Annotated in this window: 21 protein-coding genes; 11 read left to right on the top strand and 10 right to left on the bottom strand. The window is 59.0% G+C overall.

The window, feature by feature from the left end; translation table 11 throughout:
• Positions 1–100: 100 nt before the first annotated feature.
• The 4 genes from metC to ACO6VX_RS12335 form a co-directional block, all read right to left on the bottom strand.
• A complete protein-coding gene (metC, locus tag ACO6VX_RS12350) occupies positions 101–1,291 on the bottom strand; it encodes a cystathionine beta-lyase (RefSeq protein ID WP_069025384.1) in 1,191 nt (396 codons plus the stop codon).
• Between the two features lie 135 nt (positions 1,292–1,426).
• Complete coding sequence (locus tag ACO6VX_RS12345; RefSeq protein ID WP_010671118.1) at positions 1,427–2,713, bottom strand: TRAP transporter large permease; 1,287 nt, start codon at positions 2,711–2,713, stop codon at positions 1,427–1,429.
• Positions 2,714–2,727: 14 nt separating this feature from the next.
• The gene (locus ACO6VX_RS12340; protein WP_010249016.1) at positions 2,728–3,234 is read right to left on the bottom strand and encodes a TRAP transporter small permease; all 507 of its coding nucleotides are present in this window, start codon (positions 3,232–3,234) and stop codon (positions 2,728–2,730) included.
• A 48-nt stretch (positions 3,235–3,282) separates the two neighbouring features.
• Positions 3,283–4,254 (bottom strand): TRAP transporter substrate-binding protein, encoded by a 972-nt coding sequence (locus ACO6VX_RS12335; RefSeq protein ID WP_010249015.1) that lies wholly within the window; start codon positions 4,252–4,254, stop codon positions 3,283–3,285.
• Between the two features lie 352 nt (positions 4,255–4,606).
• On the opposite strand from ACO6VX_RS12335, the gene exbB reads away from it, so the two are divergent.
• The 3 genes from exbB to ACO6VX_RS12320 all read left to right on the top strand — a co-directional run bounded on the left by exbB (position 4,607) and on the right by ACO6VX_RS12320 (position 7,317).
• Complete coding sequence (gene exbB / locus ACO6VX_RS12330) at positions 4,607–5,329, top strand: tol-pal system-associated acyl-CoA thioesterase (RefSeq protein ID WP_022623877.1); 723 nt, start codon at positions 4,607–4,609, stop codon at positions 5,327–5,329.
• 6 nt (positions 5,330–5,335) lie between these two features.
• Positions 5,336–5,758: a TonB system transport protein ExbD gene (gene exbD / locus ACO6VX_RS12325; protein WP_010249013.1), complete on the top strand. Its 423-nt coding sequence runs from the start codon at positions 5,336–5,338 to the stop codon at positions 5,756–5,758.
• Between the two features lie 236 nt (positions 5,759–5,994).
• On the top strand, positions 5,995–7,317 hold the full coding sequence (locus tag ACO6VX_RS12320) for an MFS transporter (protein ID WP_061703105.1): 1,323 nt from the start codon (positions 5,995–5,997) through the stop codon (positions 7,315–7,317).
• On the opposite strand, the gene ACO6VX_RS12315 is transcribed toward ACO6VX_RS12320, so the two are convergent.
• From ACO6VX_RS12315 to ACO6VX_RS12295, 5 genes are read right to left on the bottom strand one after another with little or no spacing between them, the layout of a single operon-like run.
• Entirely contained in the window at positions 7,314–8,291 is a 978-nt protein-coding gene (locus ACO6VX_RS12315) for a Csu type fimbrial protein (protein WP_010249011.1), read from the bottom strand. The genes ACO6VX_RS12320 and ACO6VX_RS12315 overlap by 4 nt on opposite strands.
• Positions 8,288–10,735 carry a fimbria/pilus outer membrane usher protein gene (locus ACO6VX_RS12310; RefSeq protein ID WP_346553759.1) on the bottom strand — a complete coding sequence of 816 codons (2,448 nt, stop codon included), beginning with the start codon at positions 10,733–10,735 and terminating at the stop codon, positions 8,288–8,290. Before ACO6VX_RS12310 ends, ACO6VX_RS12315 begins: the two co-directional genes overlap by 4 nt.
• A 7-nt stretch (positions 10,736–10,742) precedes the next feature.
• Positions 10,743–11,441 (bottom strand): fimbrial biogenesis chaperone, encoded by a 699-nt coding sequence (locus tag ACO6VX_RS12305; RefSeq protein WP_364110021.1) that lies wholly within the window; start codon positions 11,439–11,441, stop codon positions 10,743–10,745.
• Between the two features lie 25 nt (positions 11,442–11,466).
• Positions 11,467–11,982, bottom strand: coding sequence for a Csu type fimbrial protein (locus ACO6VX_RS12300; RefSeq protein WP_010249007.1), 516 nt, complete (start codon positions 11,980–11,982; stop codon positions 11,467–11,469).
• 22 nt (positions 11,983–12,004) lie between these two features.
• Positions 12,005–12,574, bottom strand: a complete 570-nt coding sequence (locus tag ACO6VX_RS12295) for a spore coat protein U domain-containing protein (RefSeq protein WP_010249006.1) — start codon at positions 12,572–12,574, stop codon at positions 12,005–12,007.
• 543 nt (positions 12,575–13,117) lie between these two features.
• On the opposite strand from ACO6VX_RS12295, the gene ACO6VX_RS12290 reads away from it, so the two are divergent.
• The 3 genes from ACO6VX_RS12290 (at position 13,118) to ACO6VX_RS12280 (ending at position 19,038) form a co-directional block, all read left to right on the top strand.
• The gene (locus tag ACO6VX_RS12290) at positions 13,118–15,199 is read left to right on the top strand and encodes a putative bifunctional diguanylate cyclase/phosphodiesterase (protein ID WP_364110016.1); all 2,082 of its coding nucleotides are present in this window, start codon (positions 13,118–13,120) and stop codon (positions 15,197–15,199) included.
• Positions 15,200–15,352: 153 nt separating this feature from the next.
• On the top strand, positions 15,353–17,509 hold the full coding sequence (locus ACO6VX_RS12285; RefSeq protein WP_010249004.1) for a putative bifunctional diguanylate cyclase/phosphodiesterase: 2,157 nt from the start codon (positions 15,353–15,355) through the stop codon (positions 17,507–17,509).
• 125 nt (positions 17,510–17,634) lie between these two features.
• Positions 17,635–19,038 (top strand): PLP-dependent aminotransferase family protein, encoded by a 1,404-nt coding sequence (locus ACO6VX_RS12280; protein WP_010249003.1) that lies wholly within the window; start codon positions 17,635–17,637, stop codon positions 19,036–19,038.
• Here ACO6VX_RS12280 and ACO6VX_RS12275 read toward each other — a convergent pair.
• Positions 19,035–19,517 carry a YlaC family protein gene (locus ACO6VX_RS12275; RefSeq protein ID WP_010249002.1) on the bottom strand — a complete coding sequence of 161 codons (483 nt, stop codon included), beginning with the start codon at positions 19,515–19,517 and terminating at the stop codon, positions 19,035–19,037. The two genes, ACO6VX_RS12280 and ACO6VX_RS12275, sit on opposite strands and share 4 nt — an antisense overlap.
• Positions 19,518–19,848: 331 nt before the next feature.
• Between ACO6VX_RS12275 and ACO6VX_RS12270 the strand changes: the two genes are divergently transcribed.
• The 5 genes from ACO6VX_RS12270 (at position 19,849) to ACO6VX_RS12250 (ending at position 25,484) form a co-directional block, all read left to right on the top strand.
• Positions 19,849–20,448: a cupin domain-containing protein gene (locus tag ACO6VX_RS12270; protein WP_010671108.1), complete on the top strand. Its 600-nt coding sequence runs from the start codon at positions 19,849–19,851 to the stop codon at positions 20,446–20,448.
• 133 nt (positions 20,449–20,581) lie between these two features.
• Positions 20,582–21,649: an ABC transporter ATP-binding protein gene (locus tag ACO6VX_RS12265; RefSeq protein ID WP_422458148.1), complete on the top strand. Its 1,068-nt coding sequence runs from the start codon at positions 20,582–20,584 to the stop codon at positions 21,647–21,649.
• Positions 21,650–21,664: 15 nt separating this feature from the next.
• Positions 21,665–22,666, top strand: a complete 1,002-nt coding sequence (locus tag ACO6VX_RS12260) for an ABC transporter substrate-binding protein (RefSeq protein WP_422458147.1) — start codon at positions 21,665–21,667, stop codon at positions 22,664–22,666.
• 2 nt (positions 22,667–22,668) lie between these two features.
• A complete protein-coding gene (locus tag ACO6VX_RS12255) occupies positions 22,669–24,408 on the top strand; it encodes an ABC transporter permease (RefSeq protein ID WP_422458146.1) in 1,740 nt (579 codons plus the stop codon).
• The gene (locus ACO6VX_RS12250) at positions 24,396–25,484 is read left to right on the top strand and encodes an MBL fold metallo-hydrolase (RefSeq protein ID WP_124890330.1); all 1,089 of its coding nucleotides are present in this window, start codon (positions 24,396–24,398) and stop codon (positions 25,482–25,484) included. The genes ACO6VX_RS12255 and ACO6VX_RS12250 overlap by 13 nt, the downstream gene beginning before the upstream one ends.
• Positions 25,485–25,525 lie beyond the last annotated feature (41 nt).

Raw genomic sequence — 25,525 nt, 5'->3', positions numbered from 1 at the left:
AATTTTAACAATAAATGAGCAGCAGCCCGGCAAACTCTGCGGGTGGCCGCTACCCGGTTCATCTTCTGTTTAGCGTCTGTTTATCTTTTGCCTGAGTTTATTAACGCGTCAGGCGCGCAAAACCGGCGTCCAGGTCAGCCAGCAGATCGTCAACGTGCTCCAGACCAATATGCAGCCGCACCAGCGTACCGGTGAAATCGACTCCACCCGCCGGACGAATCGCGGCCAGCTCTTCCGGCTGATTCGCCAGGATCAGTGATTCATAGCCGCCCCAGGAGTACGCCATGCTGAAATGATGGAAGTGATCGAGATATTCCGCCAGCTGGGGCGCGCTGAGTCTTTCCTGCAGGATAAAAGAGAACAGGCCGCTGCTGCCGTTAAAATCACGCTGCCAGAACTGATGACCTTTGCTCTGCGCCAGCGCCGGGTGATTAACCCGCGCCACTTCGGGACGCGCTGCCAGCCACTCTGCCACCTGAATCGCGCTCTCTTCATGCTGACGCAGACGTGTGCCCAGCGTGCGCAGACCCCGACTCGCCATGTAGGCGGTATCGGCATCGACCATCTGACCCATCAGATAGGAGTTCTCGCGCAGCTGATCGATACAGCGCGCATTGGCGACCGCCGTGCCGATCATCGCATCGCTGTGACCAATCAGATATTTGGTGCCCGCCTGAATCGAAATATCGATGCCGTGCGCCAGCGCATCAAATAAAATACCGGCCGCCCAGGTGTTGTCGATCATAATGATCGCCTCGGGCGCTTTGGCGCGAACCGCCGCCACAATCGCCGGAATATCCTGAACTTCCATCGTGATAGAGGCAGGCGATTCCAGGAAAACGACCCGGGTATTGGGCTGCACCAGCTCACCGATTTCACTGCCGATGCAGTGATCGAACCAGCCCGTTGAAACCTGCAGCTTAGTCAGGATCTTAGTACAGAAATCCTGGGTCGGTTCATAGACTGCGCCACTCATCAGCACGTGGTCGCCCGCCTCGACAAACGCCAGAATCGCGTTCGCCACGGCAGCCGCGCCGCAGGGGTAGAGCACACAGCCTGCGCCGCCTTCCAGCTCCGTCATCGCATCCTGCAGTGCAAAGTGCGTCAGGGTGCCACGACGGCCATAAAAGAGCTCGCCTTTTGCCCGACCGGCAGTGGCGCGTTTCTTCTCCGCGACCGTATCAAAAACCAGCGAGGAGGCCCGTTGAATCACACTGTTCACCGAGCCCTGGGTATAACGCTTGCTGCGTCCTGCACTGACGAGCGTGGTATCAATTTTTCTGGTGGTCATGAGTCGCCTTTGCCGCTTCTGACTAAGCCCTCACGTTACCACGAAACGACCAGCAGGGTTGAGACTCAATGGTGATTATCAGAGTGCTTCGCAGGATGAAAATCGGGTCCGCTACCGGACCCGATTTTGCCGACGCTACATCACGCCCATCAGGCGCGGTAACCAGAGGGAGATGGCGGGAATATAGGTAATCAGCATCAGCACGATAAACAGCATGCCGTAAAACGGCAGCATGGCTCTGACCACCTGCTCGATTTTCTGCTTACTGACCGCACTGGCGACAAACAGTACTGTACCGACCGGCGGGGTGATCAGGCCGATCCCGAGGTTGGTCAGCATGATCATGCCGAAGTGAACCGGATCGACGCCAAGCGCGGTAGCGACCGGCAACAGCACCGGCGTCAGGATCAGGATCAGCGGCGCCATATCCATCAGCGTCCCCACCACCAGCAGCAGGATGTTGATACACATCAGGATCACATATTTGTTATCGGAGAGGCTGGTGAACGCCTCGGTGATAATCGTCGGCAGTTGCATGAAGGTCATCACTGCGCCAAATCCAGCGGCAAAGGCGATCAGCACCATCACGATGGTGACGGTTTTAATGGTGCGGAACAGCAGGATATGCAGCTGGTTCCATTTAAAGTCGCGGTAGATAAACATGGTGACGAAAAAGGCCCAGATACAGGCGATCGCGGCGGACTCCGAGGCGGTAAAGATGCCGGAGAGAATGCCACCCATAATGATCACCACGGTAAACAGGCCCCAGAACGCGTCGAAGAAGATTTTCAGCGCCTGACGAAACGGAATACGTTCTCCTTTGGGATAGCCGCGTTTATGGGCAAAACCCAGGCACATTATCATCAGGCAGCCCCCCAGCAGCAGGCCGGGAAAGATACCGGCAACAAACAGCGAGGAGATGGTCACCATGCCGCCGGTCGCCAGCGAGTAAATCACCGAGTTGTGGCTGGGTGGCGTCAGCACCGCCTGCACTGAGCCGCTGGCGGTGACGGCGGCGGCGAAATCACGCGGATAGCCTTTCTCCTCCATCTGCGGAATCATCACCGAGCCAATCGAGGCGGTATCCGCCACCGATGAGCCGGAAATCGCGCCAAAGAAGGTGGAGGCGACAATGTTCACCAGCGACAGGCCACCGCGGATAAAGCCGACAAAGATATAGGCGAAGTTGACCAGCCGCCGGGCAATCCCGCCCTCCGCCATAATCGCACCCGCGAGAATAAAGAACGGGATAGTCAGCAGCGAAAATTTGTTAATGCCGTTGGTCACCTGAATCACCACCGCTTCCAGCGGCAGATCGATCCACCAGGCGCCAATAAAGGCGCTCAGCCCCACCGCAAAGGCGACCGGAAAACCCACCATCAGCAACACCAGCAAACTGCCTATCAAGATCAATGCATCCATTTTTCTGCTCCGCGTTAGTGGGTGCCGCCCAGCGTGACAATCGGCCGCTGGCTCTGATCGCCGGTCAGCAATCGCTCAACAACAAACAGCAGGGTAAAGATCGCGCCAATCGGAATCGGCAGATACATCTCGCCGTAAGTCACTGCCGGTAATGAAGCGAGCGTCTGCACCCACATCGCTTCGCACAGGCTGTAACTGGCCTGAAAGATCACCAGACAGGTGATGATCATCAGCAGATCGCTGACGCGCAGCATCAGGCGCTGTCGGGCGGGTGACAGGCGATCGGTAACCATGGAAACGCAGATATGCGTTCCGGCCCGCAGTCCGACCGGTGCGCCAATAAACGTAAAAATGATCATGCAGATAATGGCCACCGGTTCCGGCCAGGAGAGCGCGCCGTTCATCACGTAGCGGGCGAAGATCCCGATCGGGATCACCGTCACCATAATCATCAGTGCCACGGCGGCCACCAGCATGCAGAGCAGATAGAGCCCATCCATCAGACGTGTATAAGCAGCCATAATTGATACCTGATTAAGCACGCCACACGGCAGTGTGGCGCGGAAGGGTTATTTCACCTCAGCGATCCGGGTCATCAGATCCTGATATTTGCCGCCAAACTGATCGCGCACCGGCTGGGTCGCTTTGACGAAGTAGTCACGGTCGGTCTGCTGGAAGGTGACGCCACCCGCCTTCATTTTGGCGATCGACTCTTCGGTATAGGTCGCCCAGAGCTGGCGCTCCTCATCCTGCGCCTCTTTGCCGAGCTTCTTCAGCAGCGCCTGATCCTCAGGTTTCAGGCGATCCCAGGCGCGTTTTGAAAACAGGATCATCTCTGGCTGGATAAAGTGGCCGCTGAGGGTGTAGTACTTCGCCACCGGCATATAGTTATGGGCGACAAAGGTCGGTGGGTTGTTCTCGGTGCCATCGACCACGCCGGTCTGCATCGCACTGAACACTTCACTGACGCCCATCGCCACCGGATTCGCGCCCATCGCTTTCAGCGTCGCCAATGAGATGGCGCTGTTCTGCACCCGGATCTTCATGCCTTTCAGATCTTCCGGTTTTGCCAGCGGCTTCTTGGTGATCATGTTGCGCTCACCGGCATCGGTCCAGCCCAGGAACACCATGCGGGCGTTGGGATCTTTATCGAATTTGTCGGCAATCTCGCGGCCTATCTCGCCATCCAGCACTTTGTGCATGTGGTCAATGTCGCGGAAAATGTAGGGCAGGGTCAGCACGCTGGTTTCCGGGGCGATCGAGGTGACTGGCGCCAGCGACACACGGATCATGTCGATTGCGCCCAGCTGCACCTGTTGCAGCGTCTGATCTTCGTCCCCCAGCACGCCACCGGCGAAGAGCTTCATCTCCAGCCGTCCATCGGTGGCCTGTTTGAGTTTGTCGCCCATGTGCTGCAGGGCGACCACGGTCGGATAACCGGCAGGCTGGACTTCAGCCACTTTGATCACCTGTGCCGTGGCGGTGGCGCTCATCATCATCGCCGCCAGGGCACTGGCCAGGCATGTTTTCGTCATTCTCATTATTTTGTCTCCCGCAGAGGTAGGACGGCGTCCGGCGTCGGGGGCTAACCGGAGAGAACCGTGTGGAGCCAGCATAGTGAAAACGCGCGCCAGTAAAATGCGGCAATGCTGATTGAATGAATGCCATCACATTTTGAAACGATGTTTTAATAAATTTTCATGCAACTTCACATTTTCGAAACATCCTTGTCAAAAGTGTTTAAACCTGGTCAATTGCGGGTAAATGGCGGCGATCAGCTTTGTAAATACTAATGAGAACTACTATCAATTCGCCGTCGTTTTGCTATTATTCGCGCTTGTCTCGCATCCCTGAATCAGAAGTTGGAGAAGCAGCGTGGTAGCCAGTGATTTGATGCAAACGGACCTCTCCGTTTGGGGCATGTATCAACATGCCGATATCGTGGTAAAGGTGGTCATGATTGGCCTGTTATTGGCCTCAGTGGTGACCTGGGCGATCTTCTTCGGCAAATATGCCGAACTCAGCGCCGCTAAGCGCCGCCTGAAGCGCGAGCATCTGGCGCTGGGCGAAGCCCGCAATCTGAATGACGCCGCCCGCATTGCCCAGTCGTTTACCGGTCACAGCCACAGTGTGGTGCTGCTGAATGATGCGCAGAATGAGCTTGAACTGTCGGCTGGCGTGGAAGATACCAACGGGATTAAAGATCGCACCAGTTTCCGCCTTGAGCGCCGCGTCGCTGCGTTCAGCCGCCATGCAGGCCGGGGCAATGGCTTCCTGGCGACCATCGGTTCGGTTGCGCCGTTTATCGGCCTGTTCGGCACCGTATGGGGCATCATGAACAGCTTTATCGGCATCGCTAAAACCCAGACGACGAACCTGGCGGTTGTTGCACCGGGTATCGCCGAAGCGCTGCTGGCAACCGCGATTGGCCTGATCGCTGCGATTCCGGCGGTGGTGATCTACAACGTCTTTGCCCGCATGATCGCCAACTACAAAGCCTCGCTGGGTGATGTCGCCGCTCAGGTGATGCTGCTGCAGAGCCGTGATATCGATCTGGGCACCGTCGCCACTGATGTTCCGCGTCCTGCGACGGCTCAGAAACTGCGCTTAGGGTAAGTTCTTATGGCAATGCGATTAAACGACGATCTGGAAACGGATGGTGAAATGCATGAGATCAACGTGACGCCGTTTATCGACGTCATGCTGGTTCTGCTGATCATCTTTATGGTGGCCGCGCCGCTGGCCACGGTCGACGTACGCGTCAATCTGCCCGCCTCAACCAGCGCGCCACAGCCGCGCCCGGAAAAGCCGGTTTATCTGTCGATTAAAGCGGATAAGCAGCTTTACGTCGGTAACGATCAGGTCACGCCGGAGTCGCTGGTTAACGTGCTGACTAACCAGACCCAGGGCAACAAAGAGACCACCATTTTCTTCCAGGCGGATAAGTCAGTCGATTATGAAACGCTGATGAGCGTGATGGATAAGCTGCGCACGGCGGGCTATCTTAAAATTGGTCTGATGGGCATGGAAACCGTGAAGAAATAGCGGGTTATCCGGCTCAGGAAAAAGGCGACTGTTCAGGTCGCCTTTTTTTATGGCTGCTCTCCAGCCCTATAAAATCAGGCAAATCAGGGCCAGGGTAATCACTTATGCTCCTCGAACTGACTTGTTAATTAGTTGTTACTTATGTACATGGGTTTGTAAAGTGCAATGGTGAGCCAGGTCACATTAATCCCGCATCAGGCAGGCTAAAACGGCTAAAAAAACAACAGGAAGCCGTTATGAGTCACACCCCCTCTTTACAAAAGCCGCCGAAAAGTGCCGCCCGAACCATCTTCACCGTCACCAGTGGTAACTTCCTGGAGATGTACGATTTTATGGTGTTTGGCTACTACGCCACCGCCATTTCAAAAACCTTCTTTCCCGGCGATGACCCGTTTGCCTCCCTGATGCTGACCCTGATGACTTTCGGTGCAGGCTTCCTGATGCGCCCGCTGGGGGCGATCATCCTCGGTGCCTACATCGACCATCATGGTCGTCGTAAAGGGCTGTTGCTGACGCTGGGCTTAATGGCGATGGGCACCCTGACCATCGCGCTGGTGCCGGGCTATGCCACCCTGGGCGTGGCAGCGCCGATTCTGATCCTGCTGGGACGGCTGTTGCAGGGCTTCTCGGCGGGCGTGGAGCTGGGTGGCGTGTCGGTCTATCTGGCCGAAGTCGCGCCCAAAGGACGCAAAGGCTTTTTCGTCAGCTGGCAGTCGGGCAGCCAGCAGATTGCGGTGATCTTTGCTGCTCTGCTGGGTCTGATGCTGAATCATCTGCTGGCGAAAGAGGCGGTGACGGAGTGGGGCTGGCGTATCCCGTTTGTGATCGGCTGTCTGATTGTGCCGTTCCTGTTCTATATCCGCCGGATGCTGGAAGAGACCGAGGCGTTCAGCAAACGTAAACATCATCCGAGCATGACGGAAATCATGCGGTCGGTCGCCAGCAACTGGGCGCTGGTGCTGGCGGGGATGCTGATGGTGGTCACCACCACGGTGATGTTCTACATGATCACCGCCTTTACCCCGACCTTTGGTAAAACGGTGTTGATGATGAGTGACAAGCAGGCGTTCCTGGTGACGCTCTGTGTCGGTGTCTCAAACCTCATCTGGCTGCCGCTGATGGGGGCGTTGTCGGACCGCGTCGGTCGCCGTCCGCTGCTGATCATTTTTACCCTGCTGATGATTGTCACCACCTGGCCGGTGCTGCACTGGCTGGTGGGATCGGCCAGCTTCGCCCACCTGCTGGAAGCGGAACTGTGGCTGTCGTTTCTCTATGCCAGCTATAACGGTGCGATGGTGGTCTATCTGGCGGAGATCATGCCTGCGGAGGTGCGCGCCGCCGGTTTCTCCATGGCTTACAGCCTGGCGACGGCGCTGTTTGGCGGCTTTACGCCTGCCATCTCCAGCTACCTGATCCATGCCACCGGTGACAAAGCGATGCCGGGCGTCTGGCTGACCTTTGCCGCAGTCTGTGGGTTAATCGGCACGTTGCTGATTGGCCGGATGGTGAAGCAGTATCAGGCCCGTCACAGCGGCACGCCGGTCAGTGCTTCACTCTAAAACGACAAATCGACCACCACGCTGTCGCTGTAGTTTCCGGCTGGCGGCGTGTTCTGCGTGGTCAGGATGCGCGCGGTGTAGTTAAAACCGCGCGTCAGTCCATCCGTGGATACCGCCGTCGAGGTGGTACTGCTCCAGCGTTCAGTGCCTGCCGATCCCCAGCGATTGCTGGTGGTACTTTTATAAATTTCATAGCTCAGCCGATTCGCGCCGCTCGCCATATTCCTGACGCTGCCCACCGGATAACTGCCATTGCTCAGCCCGACGGTATAGGTGCTGCCTTTGCTGCACAACACATTGATGGTCTGTGACACGGCGGAGAAGCTGCCGACCAGCGGCGCGCTGCCAAAGCTGATATTCGGCGCGGTGATGGTGGTGCAGTCATTGGTAAGAATGGCGGTGATATTAATCGGGATGACACCGCTGCCGTTCTGCTCGCTTAAACAGATATTGCCAATCGCAACGCTGGTGCAGATGCGATAAGTCACGGCCATATTCAGCGTCAGCTGGTAGGTCCCGGCGGCGACCACCTGACCAGGAACGGTGCGCAGATAGACCGGGATGGCGAAGTTAAGGCTGCCCAGCAACCCCGCCAGGTTGATCAGGGTCTGCGAACCATAGACAAATGGCGTGCCGCCAATCGTCAGTTCGGTAGCGCAGGCCGTGTCGGTGCAGAGCCGCACCGGCACATTATCGCTGCCGGTATCACCGCTGCGTTTCAGCGTACCGCGCGTGCCGTTGCTATTGGTCGCGCCCGTCAGCTGAAAGGTGATCTGGTTATTGCCCAGCAGCGACAGCCCGGCACCCGCGCCACAGTTGACGTTGGCATTGGTGGTGGTGGAACTGACGGTGGTGTTAGCCACAAAGGTTGTGACTGAACCGAAACTGGCGGTCGATGCGGGCAGGGCGCAGGCGGCGTAGCCCAGCGACGGCAGTAACAGCAGCAGGCCAGCCAGTATCACAGATTTCATCATGGTCGGTTTCCGGACGTAAAAGATTCAGCGGGAGAGGGGGCGCTGCCTGCGGCAGGAGCGGGCAGCGCACAGGTCAGGGGGCCGTAAGTTTTCAGCGCCTGCGGCTGACCGCTGGCGATGCGCAGTTCGGCTTCGCACTGGCGGCCATCGGGCGTCACCACCTGCATCGGGTTACTGGCGGTGAGATCTTCCATCCAGACGATGCCATCCCAGCCGACATACTCGGTGGGATGATCGGGACGCTGCACCAGGCTTGATACCGGCAGCGGCTGGCCCTGCGCATCGACCAGGATTACGCTGGCTGAGCGCAGTTTCTCCACCGGGAAGTTGAGCAGATAGCCGCTCTGGCGTTTCACCGCAAAGCGCTGCTCAACCCGTGGCGTGGTCATATCTGCCGGCAGGTCGAGGGTGTCGATATCATATTTGGCCGGGTAGTAGCTGCTGATGGCAGGCACCAGCAGATAACCCTGTTGATTGGTGCGTCCCATCGACTGATTCTCGTAGCGCACGTTAACGTCGGGATAGTTGGTCTTCACCAGCACAAAGGCGTCGTTGATCTCGTTAGCGGCAAAGACGCTGTTGTCCATTAACACCAGCGCACCCGAGAGATCGGCCCACTGGGTGAGGTTGTCATCATCGCCATAGAAGCCCGCTGAGGTATCAATCTGGTTGTTGCGATAGCGCAGACTGCCCTGACGATAATCGCCGCTGTCTCCGCTCTGATTCGCCCAGGAGGCATCCCAGGCGAACCCGCCGTCGCTGGGCATGGCGCGTGAGGCATAAACGCGCTGACTGTCGCGGCCACGCTGGTCGCGTTCGTTGCTGAGGGCTACGCTGCCCTGTTCACCAAACGGGATCACCAGCGAGATTGCACCGGTCCAGCTTTTCTCCTGCTGATCGCGGCTGGCCGAGACATACAGACTGCTGTTACCCCACAGATTTTTACTCCATGAGAGGTTCCACAGCCGGGTGCGATCGCCCTGACCGTCGGTGATGTCGATGAAAGCGGCACCGACGCTGCCAAAGCGGTTCAGCGAGACGCTGGCGCTGTACTGAGCACTGCGGCGTGAGAGTGCGTAGCGGCTATCCGCCTGGCTACCGGCACGGCTGCCGACCAGCGCCAGATTGCCGAAGTCGCTGCTGCGCTGGGTCTGTTGAGTGCCGATGTTGAACCAGCGGTTGTTGTACTGATATCCCCAGCTATATTGCCTGCCGCTCTCGCCATCGAGCTGACTTTGCGCCACCGCGCCGTTGACCACGCCCCAGCTGCCGACGCGCAGCTGACCACCCAGCCCGCCCATCGCCAGCGTTTCGCTGCCTTCGGCGTGGCTCTCCAGCGTCAGCCAGTCGGTCATACCGTAACGATAAGAGCCGCTGGCCGCTGCCTCACCATAATCGAAGTTCTTTATGCCATAGTTTTCGCGGATTGCCCCGGCAGAGAAGGCGTAGTCCGACAGCCCCGATTTCAGCAGGTTACTGGAGACGTAAAACGGCATGGTGGTGGTGACGCGGCGGCCAACCGCATCGGTGGTAGTGATCACGGCATCACCCGCGCCGTTAACGAATGGCACATTGGTCATCGACCAGGGGCCAGGCTGCACGTTCGCCTGGCTGGAGCGATAGCCATTAATAAACAGATCGACGGTGGAAGGGACGGCGGCCTGACCGGAAAAAGCGGGCAGCGGATAGGTCACCAGATCGGGACGGACGCTGAAGTCGCGACCGACGCGGATGCCACCGAGCCGCACGCTGCTGCTCCAGGCCAGCGAGTCGGTGACCAGATCGCCGACCCGCCAGCTTACCGCCGCATTCTCATCTTCATTGCTCCACCAGGTGTCGTAGCGGATATAGCCATCATCCTGATAAGTCGTACTGCCTTCCAGCTGCTGTTGCCAGACGCCGTTAGTGGAGAAATGACCGGCATCACCAAACAGCCGCAGTTCGTTCCAGGCGGACAGGCGGGAGCCACTGTTATCCGTGCGGCTGGCGTAAAGATCATAATTAATCAGCGCGCCGCTGCTGGTACGGCCCGGATAGCGCGGTCCGTTCTTCGCCTCGCCAATCACCTGACCGGGCAGCCACTCAGGCGGTACGGTCAGCAGCAGACGCTGTCGCGCAGCGTCATACTCCACTTTGATGGGTTGCAGGCTGCTGACATCGACCTGCGGCTGCTGGCCCAGCTTATCCGCTGGCAGGCCGGCACGCTGCAAATCGCCACTGCGAATCCAGAAATGACCGTCGCGCTGCTCTGCCGGCACAATATTGCCGTTCTCCTGCTGGTTAATCACCAGCTCCAGCATATATTGCTGACCGTTGCTGCTGGTCTGCAGGCTGGGTGGCGGGGGCAGGGATGAGTAAGTCTCCGCCAGCACAGGATCCGGCGTAACAGCGTAAATGACGCTGGCCACGGCCAGCGCGCAGGGATGCAGGGAAAACGGTCTCATTCAGCGCTTACTTCTGGGCAGCGCTGCGCCACTGGCTCTTGTTAACCTCTGCGGTGAGTTCGCCGCTCACCGGCGAGGTGAGCGGCCAGTGGTGATAGCTGTCAGCCAGCACATAGCCGTATAAGCCTTCGCCCAGTTTGCGACCACCAATCGCCACATTGCTCAGCCGGGCGTGACCGCTGCCGCTGTTGGTTAACTGGAGCCAGCGCCTGCCGCCCTCGCTGACCTGTTGCCAGCGCAGAGCCGGGCGAGCGCTGTCTGTGTTCAGCCCGGTACCGTAAACAAACAGCGGCACCGAATAGCGCATCTGGAAGGTCAGCCCGGCCTGATTCTCGCCGGGATTACGCGGGGTCGGGATCTCATCCAGCACCACCCGATAGGCCAGCTCTTTACCGGCCGCAGGCGGCGTCTGTTTAATCAGCCTGACCAGCTGTTTCTGGCCTGGCTCCATCCGCACCATCGGCGGGCTGGCGACCACCTGCTGCTGAGTCTGATACTGCTCCTGGCCATTGTTCTGCTGCCAGCTGAAGACGCGGATCTGCATCATGGTGGTGCTGTTACCGCGATTCTCCAGCCAGAGTTCGCTGGCTTTCTCTTCAGGATTAATGGCGGGATCGATGGGCCAGATCATGACCGAATTCGCGGCGAAGGCCGGGGAGAGGAGGGTGGAACTTAGCAGCAGCAACAGGGCGCGCAGTGGCTTCATGATCATATCCTTGTTTTCTATCACCTCACCAGCTCAGGGTGACGGTCAGCGTGTCGGTATAAACGCCGGCGCGCGCAGTGCCGGGCAGTTGTAGCTGACCGTAGATCGGCAGCGTAATGTTATTGGCATTGCTATAACTCAGCGGCACCGCCTGGTTCACCGGGATCACCGTGGTGCGGCTGGCGTTGCTAAAGAGCGTGTAGGGAACGGTGTTGCTGAAATTGGGCAGCTTCAGGTTACGGGTCGTGGTGAAATTGTTGCCCTGATTAATGCTCATGCTCAGCGTTGTGCCTGGCGTACAGGCGAGATTAATCGAGGTGCTCTGCAGATAGCTGGCGTTGACGGTATTCGCCGCCACGCCAGACTGCGTGCCGAAATTAAGCGTGCCAAAGACGCCGGTATTGGTACCGGATATCACGCAGCCTGCCACAATCGACGCGGTAACCTGGAAGGTGCTGGTTGGCAGACTCCAGGCGCTGATACTCCCTGTCAGCAGGGGCAGACCGCATGCGATCGTCAGGCAGGATCGCCAGAGAACCAACCGTATTTACCTGCGACAGCAGTTAATAGTTCACGGCAACGTTAATCGTGTCGGTATAGGTTCCGGCAGGGATCAGGGGATTGAAGCCGCCGCCGACCACCCGGCCATAGATGGCGTAGTTGGTCCCCAGCGTCGGATCGGTGGTACCGCTGGCGGCGATAGGCGTATTGTTGGCGATCGCCGTGGTAAAGGAGGCATCACTGTAGAGGGTATAGGCGATGCCCTGCGCATTATCCGATCCCAGCACCAGATAACGCGGCGATGCAGAGGCGGTGCCGTAGATGGTCGCCGGTGCAGTATTGCTGCTGGTGACCACCACGTTGTAATCCTGACCAGTGGTGCAGCGCACAAAAATACCGTTACCAGCCGCACCGACCAGTGTGGCGTTCAGGGTATCGAAAGTGGCTGCGCTGCTACCAAAGTTCAGGGTACCGAAGTTAACGCCCGCCGTAGCCGACTGGCCGTTCACCAGACAACCGGTGGTCAGGGTTAACGTGGCATTGATGGTTCCCGAGGTCGTCGCCGCCTGGGTTAATGACGGAATAGCGACAGTTAATCCTGCAGCGGCAAACAGAAAAAGCTTGAGTTTCATAATATTTCCTTACGGATTATCCAGAGTCAGTGCTTTTTCACCCGGTGTTTATTAACGATTCAACCCAAAATAAAGGAAATAAAATAACAAGGGAGGCAGTGCCGCTATCTTAAGAAAAATCTTAGACTTAAGAATGCTGATTTATATCAGTTTTACTTACTATAGATCAGTTAAAGCGTTACGCGAAGCCTTGCTATTTATTTTTGATTAATCAAAACGTCACCCCGGCCGATAACCCAGTAACAGCAAGGCGCGAAGACGAGGCGATAAAACAAAATTCTTTGTTTTTTCGGTATCTGGCATGCTTTCTGCTTCGGTGATATGTTCCTGTACCAATCAGACATAATAACGGTTTACCGGCTTGCTCTGGGGGCGGTTAATAAGATGCAGGTTATAAATTGCCAGCGTCGGCGGGCGCGTTTTGCCTGACCTTCAGGACCAGAAAATACCGAAATTTAATCACTTTCACCCATCGGGTGTTTTCAGATCACTTATCAGACTGTACACAGCACCCGTTTCTCCGCGGGTGGTGAGGAGTTGCACATGTTGCCTGTCACCTGGGATAGCGTCCTGATCTGCGTTTCGCTGATCGTGGTGTTCATTGCCTCTTTTACAGCCCTGGATACCGCCGGACGAGTGGCGGTATCCCGTGGCTGGAGCGCCCGGTTATGGCTGTTGGTGGGCGGCATCGTAATGGGGATTGGCGTCTGGGCAATGCACTTTATCGGGATGCTGGCGATGATGATGCCGATGATGATGCGCTATGACACGCGACTGACGATCCTCTCGCTGCTGGTGGCGATCCTGGCGTCTGTGCTGGCTTTTGGCCAGACGGTGGGTGGCCTGCATCTCACCCGCCAGCGGCTGCTGCGCGGCACGCTGATCCTGGGCGCGGGTGTGGTGGTCATGCACTATCTTGGTATGTATGCCCTGCTGATTGAACCGCAACCGGAGTGGAATGCGCTGCTGGTGGCGCTCTCTGTGCTGATTGCGTTTGCGGCCTCTGGCCTGGCGCTGTGGCTGGCCTTTCATCTGCGCCAGGGCGATCATCATCTGATGCTGATGCGCGGGCTGGCCTCTCTGGTCATGGGCATCGCCATCGCCGGTATGCACTATGTGGGTATGGCGGCAGCAGAGTTCAGCCACAGCAGTATGATGCAGCCGCACGGCGTCAGTAATGCGGGCCTGGCGGTGTGGGTGACGCTGATTACCCTGACTATTCTGGGTGTCACTCTGCTGAGTTCGATGCTGGATGCGCAGCTGCGTGCCGCGCGTCTGGCGACCCGCCTCAATCGCGCTAACCAGGAATTGCGTCAGCTGGCGATGCATGACAACCTGACCACGCTGCCCAATCGTGTAATGCTGGAGCAGCAGCTCGATCTCGCCATTAAACAGGCGATGCTTAATGAGCATCGCTTTGCCGTGATCTATATGGATCTCGATGGCTTCAAAGCGGTCAATGACACATGGGGACATCACGTCGGTGACCGGTTGCTGGTGGCGGTGGCGGAACGGCTGTGCAGCCAGCTCAGCAACACGATGCTGCTGGTGCGTCTGGGGGGCGATGAATTTGTGCTGATGGCTGAGTGCGATATCAGCGCAGCCCGCCAGCTGGCGCAAAAACTGGTTAAAGTCATCAGTTCGCCGTTTGAACTTGACCGCTATGTGCTGCACGTTTCACTCAGCGCGGGCATTGCGATCTTTCCGCTGCACGGTCGCAACCGGCAGGAGCTATTGTTTAATGCTGATGCGGCGATGTACCACACCAAACACAGCGGACGAAACGGCTGGTGCCTGTTTGAACCGGCCATGAGCGCCGCGACGCAACATCAGCTGGAGCTGGCGAACGATCTGTGGGAGGCGATAGAGCGCGAGCAGATGCGGCTGTTCTATCAGCCGAAATTCTGTTCCGGCGGCACCAGGTTAATGGGATTCGAAGCGTTGTTGCGCTGGCAGCATCCGCAGCGCGGTTTACTGACGCCTGAGCTGTTTCTGCCGCGCGCCGAAAAAACCGGTCAGATTATTGCGCTGGGTAACTGGGTGATCGGGGAGGCCTGCCGTCAGCTCAGGATATGGCACAGCCAGGGCCACAGTGACTGGACAGTATCGGTGAATCTCTCCGCGTTGCAGTTTCACCAGCGTGATTTGCTGACTATCCTGACGCAGACCCTGGCGCGTAACCAGTTGCCAGGCAGCGCGCTGATGCTGGAGATCACTGAAGCGATTGCCATGCGCGATCCCGCTTTCAGCCAGCAGCGCATTCGTGAATTGCAGCAGGCGGGTGTCAGCGTCGCGATTGATAACTTCGGCATCGGCTATGCCAACCTGCTGCATCTCAAAGATCTGGATGCCAGTGAACTCAAAATTGATCGCAGCTTTATCAACTGCCTGCGGCCCGGCAGTGAAGATGCGACCGTAGTCAGCGCCATGCTGACCCTGGCGCAGAGCCTCAATCTGCGCATGGTGGCGGAAGGGGTGGAGACTGAAGAGCAGCAGCATTTGCTCACCAGCTTAGGCTTTGATGCGTTGCAGGGCTATCTGCTGGGCAAGCCAACGCCAGCGGATCGGGTTGAGGCGCTGAGTTTTCCCTCACTGCGACAGCCGGTGGCGTCACTGTCCGGCTGATAGCGCTGACAGCAACGATAGATTTCATCACTCAGAATGAGTGGAAGGATGCAGGGTTCGCGGCTCATTAACCGCCGGGCTGTGCCGATAACTAAGAGAATAATTTTAAAACCCTCTGCCCAACCACAAGCTCTGCTTTCGCGGGAATGCACTATGTTAGCGACCTCATACGACTCTTTTATCGTCATCGTCTCCGTTCTTGTCGCGATGCTGGCTTCGTTCACCGCCTTAGATATGGCGGGACGGGTGGTGCATTCAACCGGCAAAGTTGCGCTGGTCTGGCTGTTCGGCGGCGGTTTTTCCATGGGCATCGGCATCTGGGCGATGCACTTTATCGGCATGCTGTCGATGAACATGGAGATGGTCATGAGCTACAACGCCGGGCTCACCGCCTTTTCTGCGGCCATCGCGGTTTGTGCGTCGATATTTGCGCTGTGGCTGGTCTGCAATGGCGATCTGCCTTTGCCGCGCCTGGCGGGCGGCGCGCTGATCCTCGGCAGCGGCGTAGTCGCGATGCACTACACCGGCATGGCGGCGCTGATGTTCTCCCCCGGTATCGTCTGGAAATGGGGCTGGGTAGCGCTGTCGGTGGCGATCGCCCTGGCCGCCTCTGGCACCGCGCTGTGGCTGGCGTTTAACCTGCGGGAAGGACAGACCAGTCGGGTCACCCTGCTGCGCATTGGCGCATCGGTGGTGATGGGCTGTGCGATTGCCGGCATGCACTACACCGGCATGATGGCGGCAGAGTTTCCCGTCCACAGTCATCCGGTCGGGCAGGGCGTCAACAGCAACTGGCTGGCGATTCTGGTCACGGTGGTCACTATTTCAATTCTGGGCATTACCTTGCTGGTGTCGATGCTGGATGCGCGGATGCAGGCGCGTACCTCGATTCTCGCCAGTTCGCTGGCTGAAGCTAATCGCGAGCTGGCACAGCTGGCGCTGCACGACAACCTGACGCGGCTGCCCAACCGCATCCTGCTGGAGGATCGGCTGGAGCAGGCGATTAACAAAGCGAACCGTGAGCAGAGGCAGTTTGCCCTGATGTTTATGGATCTCGATGGGTTTAAGGCGGTCAACGACGCGTTCGGGCACCACATTGGCGACAGTCTGCTGGTCGGCGTGACCGAGCGCATGAGCGAGCAGATGACCGGCTACTTCACGCTGGCGCGGCTCGGCGGTGATGAGTTTGTGCTGCTGGTGGAGATCGACGATCCCAATGATGCGGCGGCCATCGCCGATAAGCTGGTCAAAGCGGTGGATCGCCCGTTTGATATCTCACGCTATGAGCTGGTGGTATCGCTGAGTCTTGGCATCGCGGTCTATCCCGGCGATGGCGTGGATGAGCGCGAACTGATGTTCAACGCCGATGCGGCGATGTACCACACCAAAAATAATGGCCGCAACGGCTACACCTTCTTTCAGCCTTCAATGAACATTCAGGCCCAGAGCCAGCTTCAGCTGAATAACGATCTCTGGCAGGCGCTGGATCATGATGAACTGCGCCTGTTCTATCAGCCAAAATATTGCGCGCCGAGCGGTCCGATTCTCGGTTTTGAGGCGCTGCTGCGCTGGCAGCATCCGCAGCGCGGCCTGCTGTCGCCCGATAAATTTCTGCCAATGGCAGAAAAGACCGGAATGATTGTCAATATCGGCAACTGGGTAATCCATGAAGCCTGTCGCCAGCTGCGCCAGTGGCATCTGCAGGGCCATCCGCACTGGTCGGTGGCGGTGAACCTGTCGGCGTTGCAGTTTGAGCAATCGAATCTGGTGAAGACGGTGGTGGATGCGCTGGAAAAACATCAGATTCCGGCCGAACTGCTGACGCTGGAGGTGACGGAAACCACCGCGATGCGCGATCCCGATGAGAGCGTGCGTATTCTGACTGAGCTGACCCAGCTCGGGGTTAAAGCTTCAATTGATGACTTTGGCACTGGCTACTCCAGCCTGCTCTATCTGAAACGGCTACCGGCCAGTGAACTCAAGATTGACCGGGCCTTTGTGAATGAGCTGCAGCATCACACAGAAGATGCCACCATCGTGTCGGCGATAGTGGCGCTGGCGCAGTCGCTGCAATTGAAAGTGGTGGCCGAAGGCGTTGAAACCGCTGAGCAGCAGGCCTTCCTGACCAGCCTGGGCTGTAATACGCTGCAGGGCTATCTGCTGGGCAAGCCGGTTCCCCCGGAGCGGGTGCCGGAGCTGGCTGATTATGTGGTGGCAGAAATTGAAGAGGCGATTGCGGAAGTGAGTCTTAATGCCGAAGCCGAAGCCGAAGCCGGGCAGCCGCTGACGCCGCAGGTCGCTGTGATCTGACCTGCCTGAAGCCGTGAAGAATCAGCGCAATCGGATAAAGCGATTCGCGCCGCCTGTCATTGGTCGCCGTGCGTGGTAAAGTCTCGCGGTCAGACTATTCACGGTCAAACAAGGAGAGGTCACCCGTGGCGAAATACCAGCGATTGATGGATGAGATTCAGCAGCAGATTGAGGCCGGCATCTGGCTGCCGGGCACCCGTCTGCCGTCATTGCGTCAGCAGGTCGCGCAGCAGGGCGTCAGCCTGATGACGGTGCTGCATGCCTATGAGTTGCTGGAGAGTCAGGGCTGGATCGTCTCCCGTCCACAGTCGGGTTACTACGTTGCACCGCGTGCCTTAGCACCCGCGCCGCTGAGCGTGGCGATCAGTGAACAGGTCGATATCAACGACTTTGTGTTTGATGTGCTGCAGGCCACGCGCGATCCGGCCATCGTGCCGTTTGGCTCCGCCTTTCCCGATCCCGCACTCTTTCCGCAGCGCCAGCTGATGCGCTCGCTGGCTAACGTCTCTCATCATCTGACCCCAACCGATGCGCTGCACAATCTGCCGCCCGGCAACGCTACACTGCGACAGCTGCTGGCGCAGCGCTATGCGCGTCAGGGCATCACCCTGTCGCCGGATGAAATTGTCATCACCAGCGGAGCGCTGGAGGCGCTGAACCTCAGTCTGCAATCTCTGACCGAGCCGGGCGATTATGTGGTGATTGAACAGCCGAGTTTTTATGGCGCGCTGCAGGCGATAGAGCGGCTTAAGCTCAAGGCGCTGGCGATTCCGGTCGATGCCAGAAATGGCATCGACCTCGTCCAGCTGGAGGAAGCACTGCAGCGCTGGCCGGTGAAAGCCTGCTGGCTGATGACCACCCTGCAGAATCCGCTGAGCGTAACCTTAACGCCGGAACGCAAACAGCAGCTGGTCGCACTGCTGGCGCGTTATCAGGTACCGATGATTGAAGATGATGTCTATGCCGAACTCTGGGCGGGTGATGCGCCGCCGCTGCCGGCGAAAGCCTGGGATCGCCAGGGGAACGTGCTGCACTGCGGCTCATTTTCAAAGTCGCTGGTGGCAGGATTCCGCGTCGGCTGGGTCGCGGCGGGACAGCATGCGCAGCGTATTCAGCGGCTGCAACTGATGAGCACGCTCTCTACCAGTGCGCCGATGCAGCTGGCGCTGGCCGATTTTCTTGCCACGCGGCGTTACGACACCCATCTGAAGCGGCTGCGGCAGATTCTGGCGAAGCGACAGCAGATGGTGCGCCAGGCGTTAATGAAGGTGCTGCCGCCGCAGGCCACGGTCAGCGAAGCGCGTGGCGGCTATTTTCTCTGGGTGACGCTGCCGGAAAGCATCAATACGACCCGGCTCTATCAGCGGGCGCTGGCTCAGGGGATCAGTATTGCACCGGGGCAGCTATTTTCGGCAGGTGAGCAGTTCAGGCACTGCTTCAGGTTAAATACCGCCTGGCCGTGGGATAGTCGGGCCGAGGCGGCAATCGTGAAGCTGGGTCAGCTGATGGCGGAAGGGCAGGCGGATTAAACCCGCGCCGCTTCCTGATGGCCCCAGGTCAGGTAGTAGACATCATAGAAGTCCACTTCCCCTTTTTGCGTCAGCAGACGCTGGATACCGCTCTTCACGCGTTCTGGTGTCTCAGGCAGCGACAGAATGCGTGAGATTGCCTGTTCGCGCACCGGCTGAATGTAATACCACTCGCCGTTGTAGCAAACGCGCAGATCGAGGGCATCGATATCTTCAAAGCGATATTTCGGGTTGATATCCAGCAGCATCAGCACACTCATCACCAGCACAAACACGGTGGCAAACCAGAAGGCGGGCCAGCCGAGCATCTCTGTGGTGAAAATCAGCGCCACGCACAGGCCGTAGCAGAGATACATTACTGCCCAGAGACCAGGGTGGTTCTTCAGAAACGAGAGGCTGAAACGCGGCAAATTGTCGCGACGTTCTTCGCGGTTAAGCAGGGCGATCTCGTCAATCAGGATTTGTTTAATAGCGTCCATTTGTTACCTCACTGTCATCTGTTAGCTATTACAACAGATAACAGTCAAGCATATCAGAAACAGATCTGTGCTTTTTTTATATAACAGTTTATACGACAGTGCCCGGGGCGTCGGGCTGCTGCGCCTGTGTGACTTTCCGCCTGACATTTTGCAACACTTTGCCGCAGTAAGAACCGCTACCCGCCGTCGCGCAGGCACACTCCGACCCTATAGTTAACGACACATTTGGCTTTAGTCAGCAATATCAGTCAATTATCTCAATTGTGTCGTCTGGCGCACATTGCATTGTGCCGCGGGTTTGCCACACTTAGAAAAACATCGGAGAACCTGTATGCGTGCCTCATCCTCCAGTCTGCTATTAATGATGTCCTTTGCCGCTGGCACCTTCTCGGCCGGGGCTTCTGACAATCCTCAGCATCTGATGCTTGCCAGCCCGTCGGGCGGTGTACCCAATAACCCGTTACCTCTGATTATCTGGCCGCGCGTGGTGCCGGAAGAGGAGGAGATCGCCACGTGGTTTGAAAAAACTTTCGAGGAGAACGGCTGGCCACCCGCCTGGCGCTATCCGATCTTCCCATATACCCATTATCATCCTAATACCCATGAACTGCTGGGCGTCGCTGAAGGCTGGGCGGAAGTGCTGTTTGGCGGCGACAGTGGCCGGATGGTGACCCTGCGCGCAGGCGATGCGGTCCTGATTCCGGCGGGTGTCGGCCATCGGCAGGTCAGCGCCAGCGAAGATTTTATGGTGATAGGCGCCTATCCGCACGGGATGTCGCCGGAGACGCTGCGCGATGAGCCCGCGAAGCTAAAAATGGCCCAGGAGCAGGTAAAAAAAGTGCCGTTGCCGACGCAGGATCCCTTTACCGGCAAAGAGGGCGCATTAACCGAGATCTGGCAGCCGATTGCGGCGCTCACCGCCCAGCAGTAAGCCACGGGGCGAGCACGCCCCGATGCCGCTTCGCCAGCCCGGCTTTCGCGTCCCGTAAGCCTGGCTGTCACCGGGCTGTCATCAAACTGTCGTAGCGTTTTGCCCAGCATGTTAACGGCAAAGGCAGAGTAAGATGGCGGCAATATCGTTAACCGGACTGAGTAAAGCGTTCGGCGCCCAGCCGGTACTGGACGCGATTTCGTTACAGATTAATCAGGGCGAGTTTGTCGCCGTTCTTGGGCCTTCTGGCTGCGGCAAAACCACCCTGCTGCGCCTGCTGGCCGGCTTTGAAACGCTCGACAGCGGTGAAATCCGCATCGGTGAACGCCAGGTTGCCGCAGACGGGCTGCACCTGCCGCCGGAAGCCCGCGAGCTCGGCGTGGTGTTCCAGAACTACGCTTTGTGGCCGCATATGACGGTCGCGGAGAACGTCGGCTACAGCCTGAAGGTGAACGGTGTGGCGTGCGCAGAACGCGAACTGCGCACCACCCAGGCCCTGACGCTGGTCGGGCTGGATCGCTTCGCCGACCGCCGACCCGCCGATCTCTCCGGTGGTCAGCGCCAGCGCGTGGCGCTGGCTCGCTGCCTGGTGGCACGGCCGACGCTGGTGCTGCTGGATGAGCCGCTGGCTAACCTTGATGTCCATCTGCGCGCCACCATGGAAGAGGAGTTCCGCCGCTTCCATCGCCACAGCGGCGCCACCTTACTCTATATCACCCACGATCAACGCGAAGCGATGGCACTGGCCGACCGCATCGTAGTGCTCGAACACGGCAGAGTGATGCAGTTCGCCAGCCCGCAGACCCTGTGGCGCGAACCGGCTAATGAGATGGTGGCGACCTTTATTGATGAGGGGCGGGTGCTGCCGGTCAGCGACATTGAGCCGCTCGATCCGGGTCAGGCTACCGCCACGCTCTGCGGGCTGCGGGTTTTGCTGCGCTGCTCGCCTCACCAGCGCCCGCTGCCACACGGCAAAGCCAGCTTCCACAGCGTCAGTTTTCACCTCGCCGCTGAGGGAGAGCGGCAGTTTGCCGCCCGCGTTGAGCGCATCATCTTTCGCGGTGGCTACCATCAGATCAACCTTCGACCGCTTAATCAACCGGATGTCAGCCTGTCGCTGACGCTTAATGATGCTGCATTACTGGCGGTGGATGACACCGTCGGCGTCGCCGTCGATGACGGCTGGATTCTTCCTGCATAAAGGGTTTCAGAAACCATGAAAACGGCTTTTCGTACTCCGCTTCACGCGCTGTTGTTGCTATCGAGCCTGGCGGCCTCAACCCTGTTGCAGGCGGCCGACGCGCCCGGCGGCAAGCTGGTGGTTTACACGTCGCAGGCACCTGAAATTGCGCAACAGACCATCGATGCGTTTAAGGCCGCGTATCCGGCGGTGGAGGTGGAGTGGACCCGCAACGGCACCACTCAACTGATGAACGTGCTGCGTACTGAAATGATGAGCGGCCAGGTCAAACCCGATGTGCTGCTGGTGGCCGACGCGATCAATCTGGGCGCGCTCAAGAAAGAGGGGCAGCTCTATTCATATCCGGCCGCCCCGGTCAGCCACCTGAAGCCTGCCTATTATGATGCGGATAAAACCTTTTTCGGCACCAAAATTATCGCCACGGTGATCGCCTATAACACCAAGCGTGCGAAGCCGGTCAGCAGCTGGAAAGCGCTGGCAGTAGAAGAAAACAGAGGCCAGATTGCGGTCCCCAGTCCCCTCTATTCCGGTGCGGCGCTCTATAAGCTGCATACCGATATCCATACCCCGTCGATTGGCTGGGCGTTCTATCAGCAACTGGCCGCTATCGGCATTGCGCCACAGGGCGGCAATGGACCGGCGCTGAAAGCGGTTGCCAGCGGCATGGATAAGTATGGCGTGATCACGGATGCCGATATTATCCGCGCCAAAAAGCAGGGATCGCCCATCGATCTGGTCTATCCGCAGGAGGGCGTCTCCTATGTGACCGAGCCGGTGGCGATCATGAAGTCGGCGCATAATCTGCCGGCCGCCAAAGCCTTTGTTGATTTCATGCTGTCGGAAGCAGGACAGCAGCTGGTGGCGAAGCAGGGCAACCGGCCGGTCGATGCCCGCGTGGCGGCACCCAGTGGCTTTGCGCCGATTGAGCAAATCACGCTGCTGACGCCGGATGTGGCAAAAGCGGTGGCCGAGGATGCTCAGGTCCGCGAAACCTTTACTGAACTGTTTGGCGGCTGATCGTGAGCGTGCTGGGCAACGAATGGCGAAGAGGCCAGGCCGCCAGGCATCGCAGATGGCGGGCGGAACCGCTGGTGCTGGGCATACTGGTGCTGGTGATCGGCCTGCTGTCGGTGGCAACCTTTGCCCGGCTGATGGGAACCGCGCTGGCACCGGATGGCATACTGGATAGCGATCGCCTGCTGAGATTGCTGACCAGCCGGCGGGTGCTCAGCGCCACGCTGAATACCCTGGCGATCGGCATCAGCGCAACGCTGCTGTCGCTGCTGCTGGGAACGGTGGCCGCCTGGCTGGTGGCGCTCACCGATTTGCGTGCCAAAGCGGCCTGGGTATTCGCCTTTATCCTGCCGCTGATGATCCCGCCGCAGGTGACTGCGCTGGCCTGGATACAGGCGCTGGCACCGGGCAGTCTGCTGGCCACAGCGGTGAGTGCGCTGGGCGGGACGTGGCTGGCACCCGGTCAGCAACCGCTCTATTCCGCGACCGGCATGGTGCTGCTGCTGGGTCTGCACAATGCGCCGCTGGTGTTCCTCACGGTGCGGGCCGGCCTGCGTCGACTCCCCGCCGAACTGGTGGAGGCGGCCCGTATCAGCGGCGCATCACCCCGGCAGATTCTGTTCACGGTGATCCTGCCGCTGGCGCGCCCCGCGATCTTCGCCGGGGCGGCGCTGGCGTTTGTCGCTGCGGTCGGGAATTTCGGTATCCAGGCGATGCTGGGTATTCCGGCGCGGGTGCCGACGCTGATTACGCTGGTTTATCAGCAGCTCAATACCCTCGGCCCCGGTGCGCTGCCCAATACCGCCGTCTACTCGATGCTGATTGCGCTGATCACCCTCGCCGGAATGCTGATTAGCGGCTGGCTGGGTGGACGGCGCGATGTCCGGGTCAGCGGATCGCCACGACCCTGGCACCGGCCGCTGGGGCGCGCGCGACTGCCGGGCGAAATCATCGCCTGGCTGTGGATGGTGATCACCTTGCTGCTGCCGCTCAGCGCCTTGCTGACAACCGCCTTAACCCGCGGTTTCGGTCAGGCTCTGAACTGGCAAACCCTGACGCTGGAGAATTTTCAGCAGGCGCTGTGGGGCTATCCGGCGATACGGCAGGCGTTCTTTACCAGCCTGTGGCTCACCGGCCTGACGGCGCTGCTGCTCAGCGTCATGGCACTGTTCCTGGCTTTCTTTCTCAGCTGGCATCGTACCCGGCTGGTGCGGGGGCTGGGATTCGCCAGTGAGCTGACCTATGCGCTGCCCGGCATTGTCACCGGCGTGGCGGCGATGCTGTTTTTCCTGCGGCCACTGCCGCTGCTGGGATTTTCCCTTTACGGAACGGTGTGGATTATTCTTGCGGCCTATCTGGCCAATTTCCTGGCGCTGGTGTTAAGGCCGACGCTGGCCGGGTTCGCGCAAATCGAACCGTCACTGGATGAGGCAGCGCGCTTATGCGGCGCGGGTCTGATGCGGCGGATGACTGACATCCTGCTGCCGCTGGCGGCGCCTTCTGTGCTGGCCGGTGCGCTGCTGGTGTTCCTCACCGCGCTGAATGAAATACAGGTTTCAGTGCTGCTGGTTACCGCGCAAACCCAGACGCTTGGCCCGACCATTATTTTCCTGGACGAAGGCGGATCGGCGCCGCTGGCGGCGGCGGTCGGATGCCTGATGATTGGGATCGTGCTGGGCTTAATGCTACTGGCCTCACGACTGACGCGCCGTCTGCCGCAGGGAGTCCTGCCATGGCAAGCCTGACGGTGATCAGCGGCGTCGGCGGAAAACTGCCGGCCGCTTTCCTGCTGGAGATAGAGGGATACCGTCTGTTATGGGATTTAGGTGCCGGGCCGGAGCCGGGCGTCCGGCCCGCAATGGACGCCATCGGCCAGGTCGATGCGCTCTGCCTGACCCATTCCCATGTGGATCACGCGGCGGCGCTGGATAGCTGGGCCGACATCGGTTCACCGCCGGTCTATGCCAGTGAGATCACCTGGCAGCAGCTGGGCGAGGCTGGCGTGCCGGCTCAGGCGCGACGCATCCTGCCATTGCGCGGCCAGTGCGCGCTGGGGCCGCTGAATCTCTTTACCGGTCGCAGCGGGCATTCGCCAGGATCGATCTGGTTTCATCTGCCGATTGCGGGTGGCATCACCTATATGGGCGACTGGAGTCGCGAATCGCTGCTGTTGCCGTTTGATTGCCCGCCACGCGCACGGCTGTTGATTACCGATGGTTCCTATGGCGACCGCAATCAGCGACTGGCGCAGCAGATCGACGCGCTGGCCCTGGCGGCACAAGGGGGCGCCGTGGTCACCGCGCCGCTGCACGGGCGCGGTCCTGAGATGGCGCTGCAGCTCAGCGCTCGCGGGCTGCCGGTGGTGATGTGTCCCCAGGTGCGCGAAGAGGTGGCGCAGTTGCTGGCGCTCAACAGCCTGCCCGCCGCGGCGATGCTGGCACTGGCCCGGTTATTGCGCGTCGCAACACCCGACCACTGGCGACCGGATACGGTAATTGTCGCGGCGGATGCGGTGGCTGACAGCGGGCTGGCGGCGCAGCTCAGCCATCAGCCCGACTTTCGTCTGATCTTCAGCAGTCACGTTTCCAGCGGCACCCGTGCCTTTGAGATGCTGCAATCCGGCATGGCACGCTGGCTGCCGTGGAATGTGCATCCGCCCCTCGACGATCAGCTGGCGCTGATCAGACAGACGGCGGCCCAGAAAGTGATCCCGGCGTTTGTCGCGCCGCAAGAGTGCCAGCAGCTGATGAGCCAAAGTCCGGCAATGCTCTGCTGGCAGCACCGTTATTCGCTCTCCTCGCGCTGGGAGCGGGTCGCCTGACGCGCCGCCGCCACGGAGTCATTGAACATTTACTCGCCGCT

Origin of the sequence: Pantoea sp. BJFS-204 (genome assembly GCF_049310725.1) — a bacterium.
Classification (GTDB): Bacteria; Pseudomonadota; Gammaproteobacteria; order Enterobacterales; family Enterobacteriaceae; genus Pantoea; species Pantoea agglomerans.
This window is presented reverse-complemented; position numbering and strand designations above follow the sequence as displayed.

Excerpts from the sequence above, each read along its gene's own strand:
- metC (WP_069025384.1), bottom strand. The coding sequence starts at position 1,291 with ATGACCACCAGAAAAATTGATACCACGCTCGTCAGTGCAGGACGCAGC.
- ACO6VX_RS12345 (WP_010671118.1), bottom strand. The coding sequence starts at position 2,713 with ATGGATGCATTGATCTTGATAGGCAGTTTGCTGGTGTTGCTGATGGTG.
- ACO6VX_RS12340 (WP_010249016.1), bottom strand. The coding sequence starts at position 3,234 with ATGGCTGCTTATACACGTCTGATGGATGGGCTCTATCTGCTCTGCATG.
- ACO6VX_RS12335 (WP_010249015.1), bottom strand. The coding sequence starts at position 4,254 with ATGAGAATGACGAAAACATGCCTGGCCAGTGCCCTGGCGGCGATGATG.
- exbB (WP_022623877.1), top strand. The coding sequence starts at position 4,607 with ATGCAAACGGACCTCTCCGTTTGGGGCATGTATCAACATGCCGATATC.
- exbD (WP_010249013.1), top strand. The coding sequence starts at position 5,336 with ATGGCAATGCGATTAAACGACGATCTGGAAACGGATGGTGAAATGCAT.
- ACO6VX_RS12320 (WP_061703105.1), top strand. The coding sequence starts at position 5,995 with ATGAGTCACACCCCCTCTTTACAAAAGCCGCCGAAAAGTGCCGCCCGA.
- ACO6VX_RS12315 (WP_010249011.1), bottom strand. The coding sequence starts at position 8,291 with ATGATGAAATCTGTGATACTGGCTGGCCTGCTGCTGTTACTGCCGTCG.
- ACO6VX_RS12310 (WP_346553759.1), bottom strand. The coding sequence starts at position 10,735 with ATGAGACCGTTTTCCCTGCATCCCTGCGCGCTGGCCGTGGCCAGCGTC.
- ACO6VX_RS12305 (WP_364110021.1), bottom strand. The coding sequence starts at position 11,441 with ATGAAGCCACTGCGCGCCCTGTTGCTGCTGCTAAGTTCCACCCTCCTC.
- ACO6VX_RS12295 (WP_010249006.1), bottom strand. The coding sequence starts at position 12,574 with ATGAAACTCAAGCTTTTTCTGTTTGCCGCTGCAGGATTAACTGTCGCT.
- ACO6VX_RS12290 (WP_364110016.1), top strand. The coding sequence starts at position 13,118 with ATGTTGCCTGTCACCTGGGATAGCGTCCTGATCTGCGTTTCGCTGATC.
- ACO6VX_RS12285 (WP_010249004.1), top strand. The coding sequence starts at position 15,353 with ATGTTAGCGACCTCATACGACTCTTTTATCGTCATCGTCTCCGTTCTT.
- ACO6VX_RS12275 (WP_010249002.1), bottom strand. The coding sequence starts at position 19,517 with ATGGACGCTATTAAACAAATCCTGATTGACGAGATCGCCCTGCTTAAC.
- ACO6VX_RS12270 (WP_010671108.1), top strand. The coding sequence starts at position 19,849 with ATGCGTGCCTCATCCTCCAGTCTGCTATTAATGATGTCCTTTGCCGCT.
- ACO6VX_RS12265 (WP_422458148.1), top strand. The coding sequence starts at position 20,582 with ATGGCGGCAATATCGTTAACCGGACTGAGTAAAGCGTTCGGCGCCCAG.
- ACO6VX_RS12260 (WP_422458147.1), top strand. The coding sequence starts at position 21,665 with ATGAAAACGGCTTTTCGTACTCCGCTTCACGCGCTGTTGTTGCTATCG.
- ACO6VX_RS12250 (WP_124890330.1), top strand. The coding sequence starts at position 24,396 with ATGGCAAGCCTGACGGTGATCAGCGGCGTCGGCGGAAAACTGCCGGCC.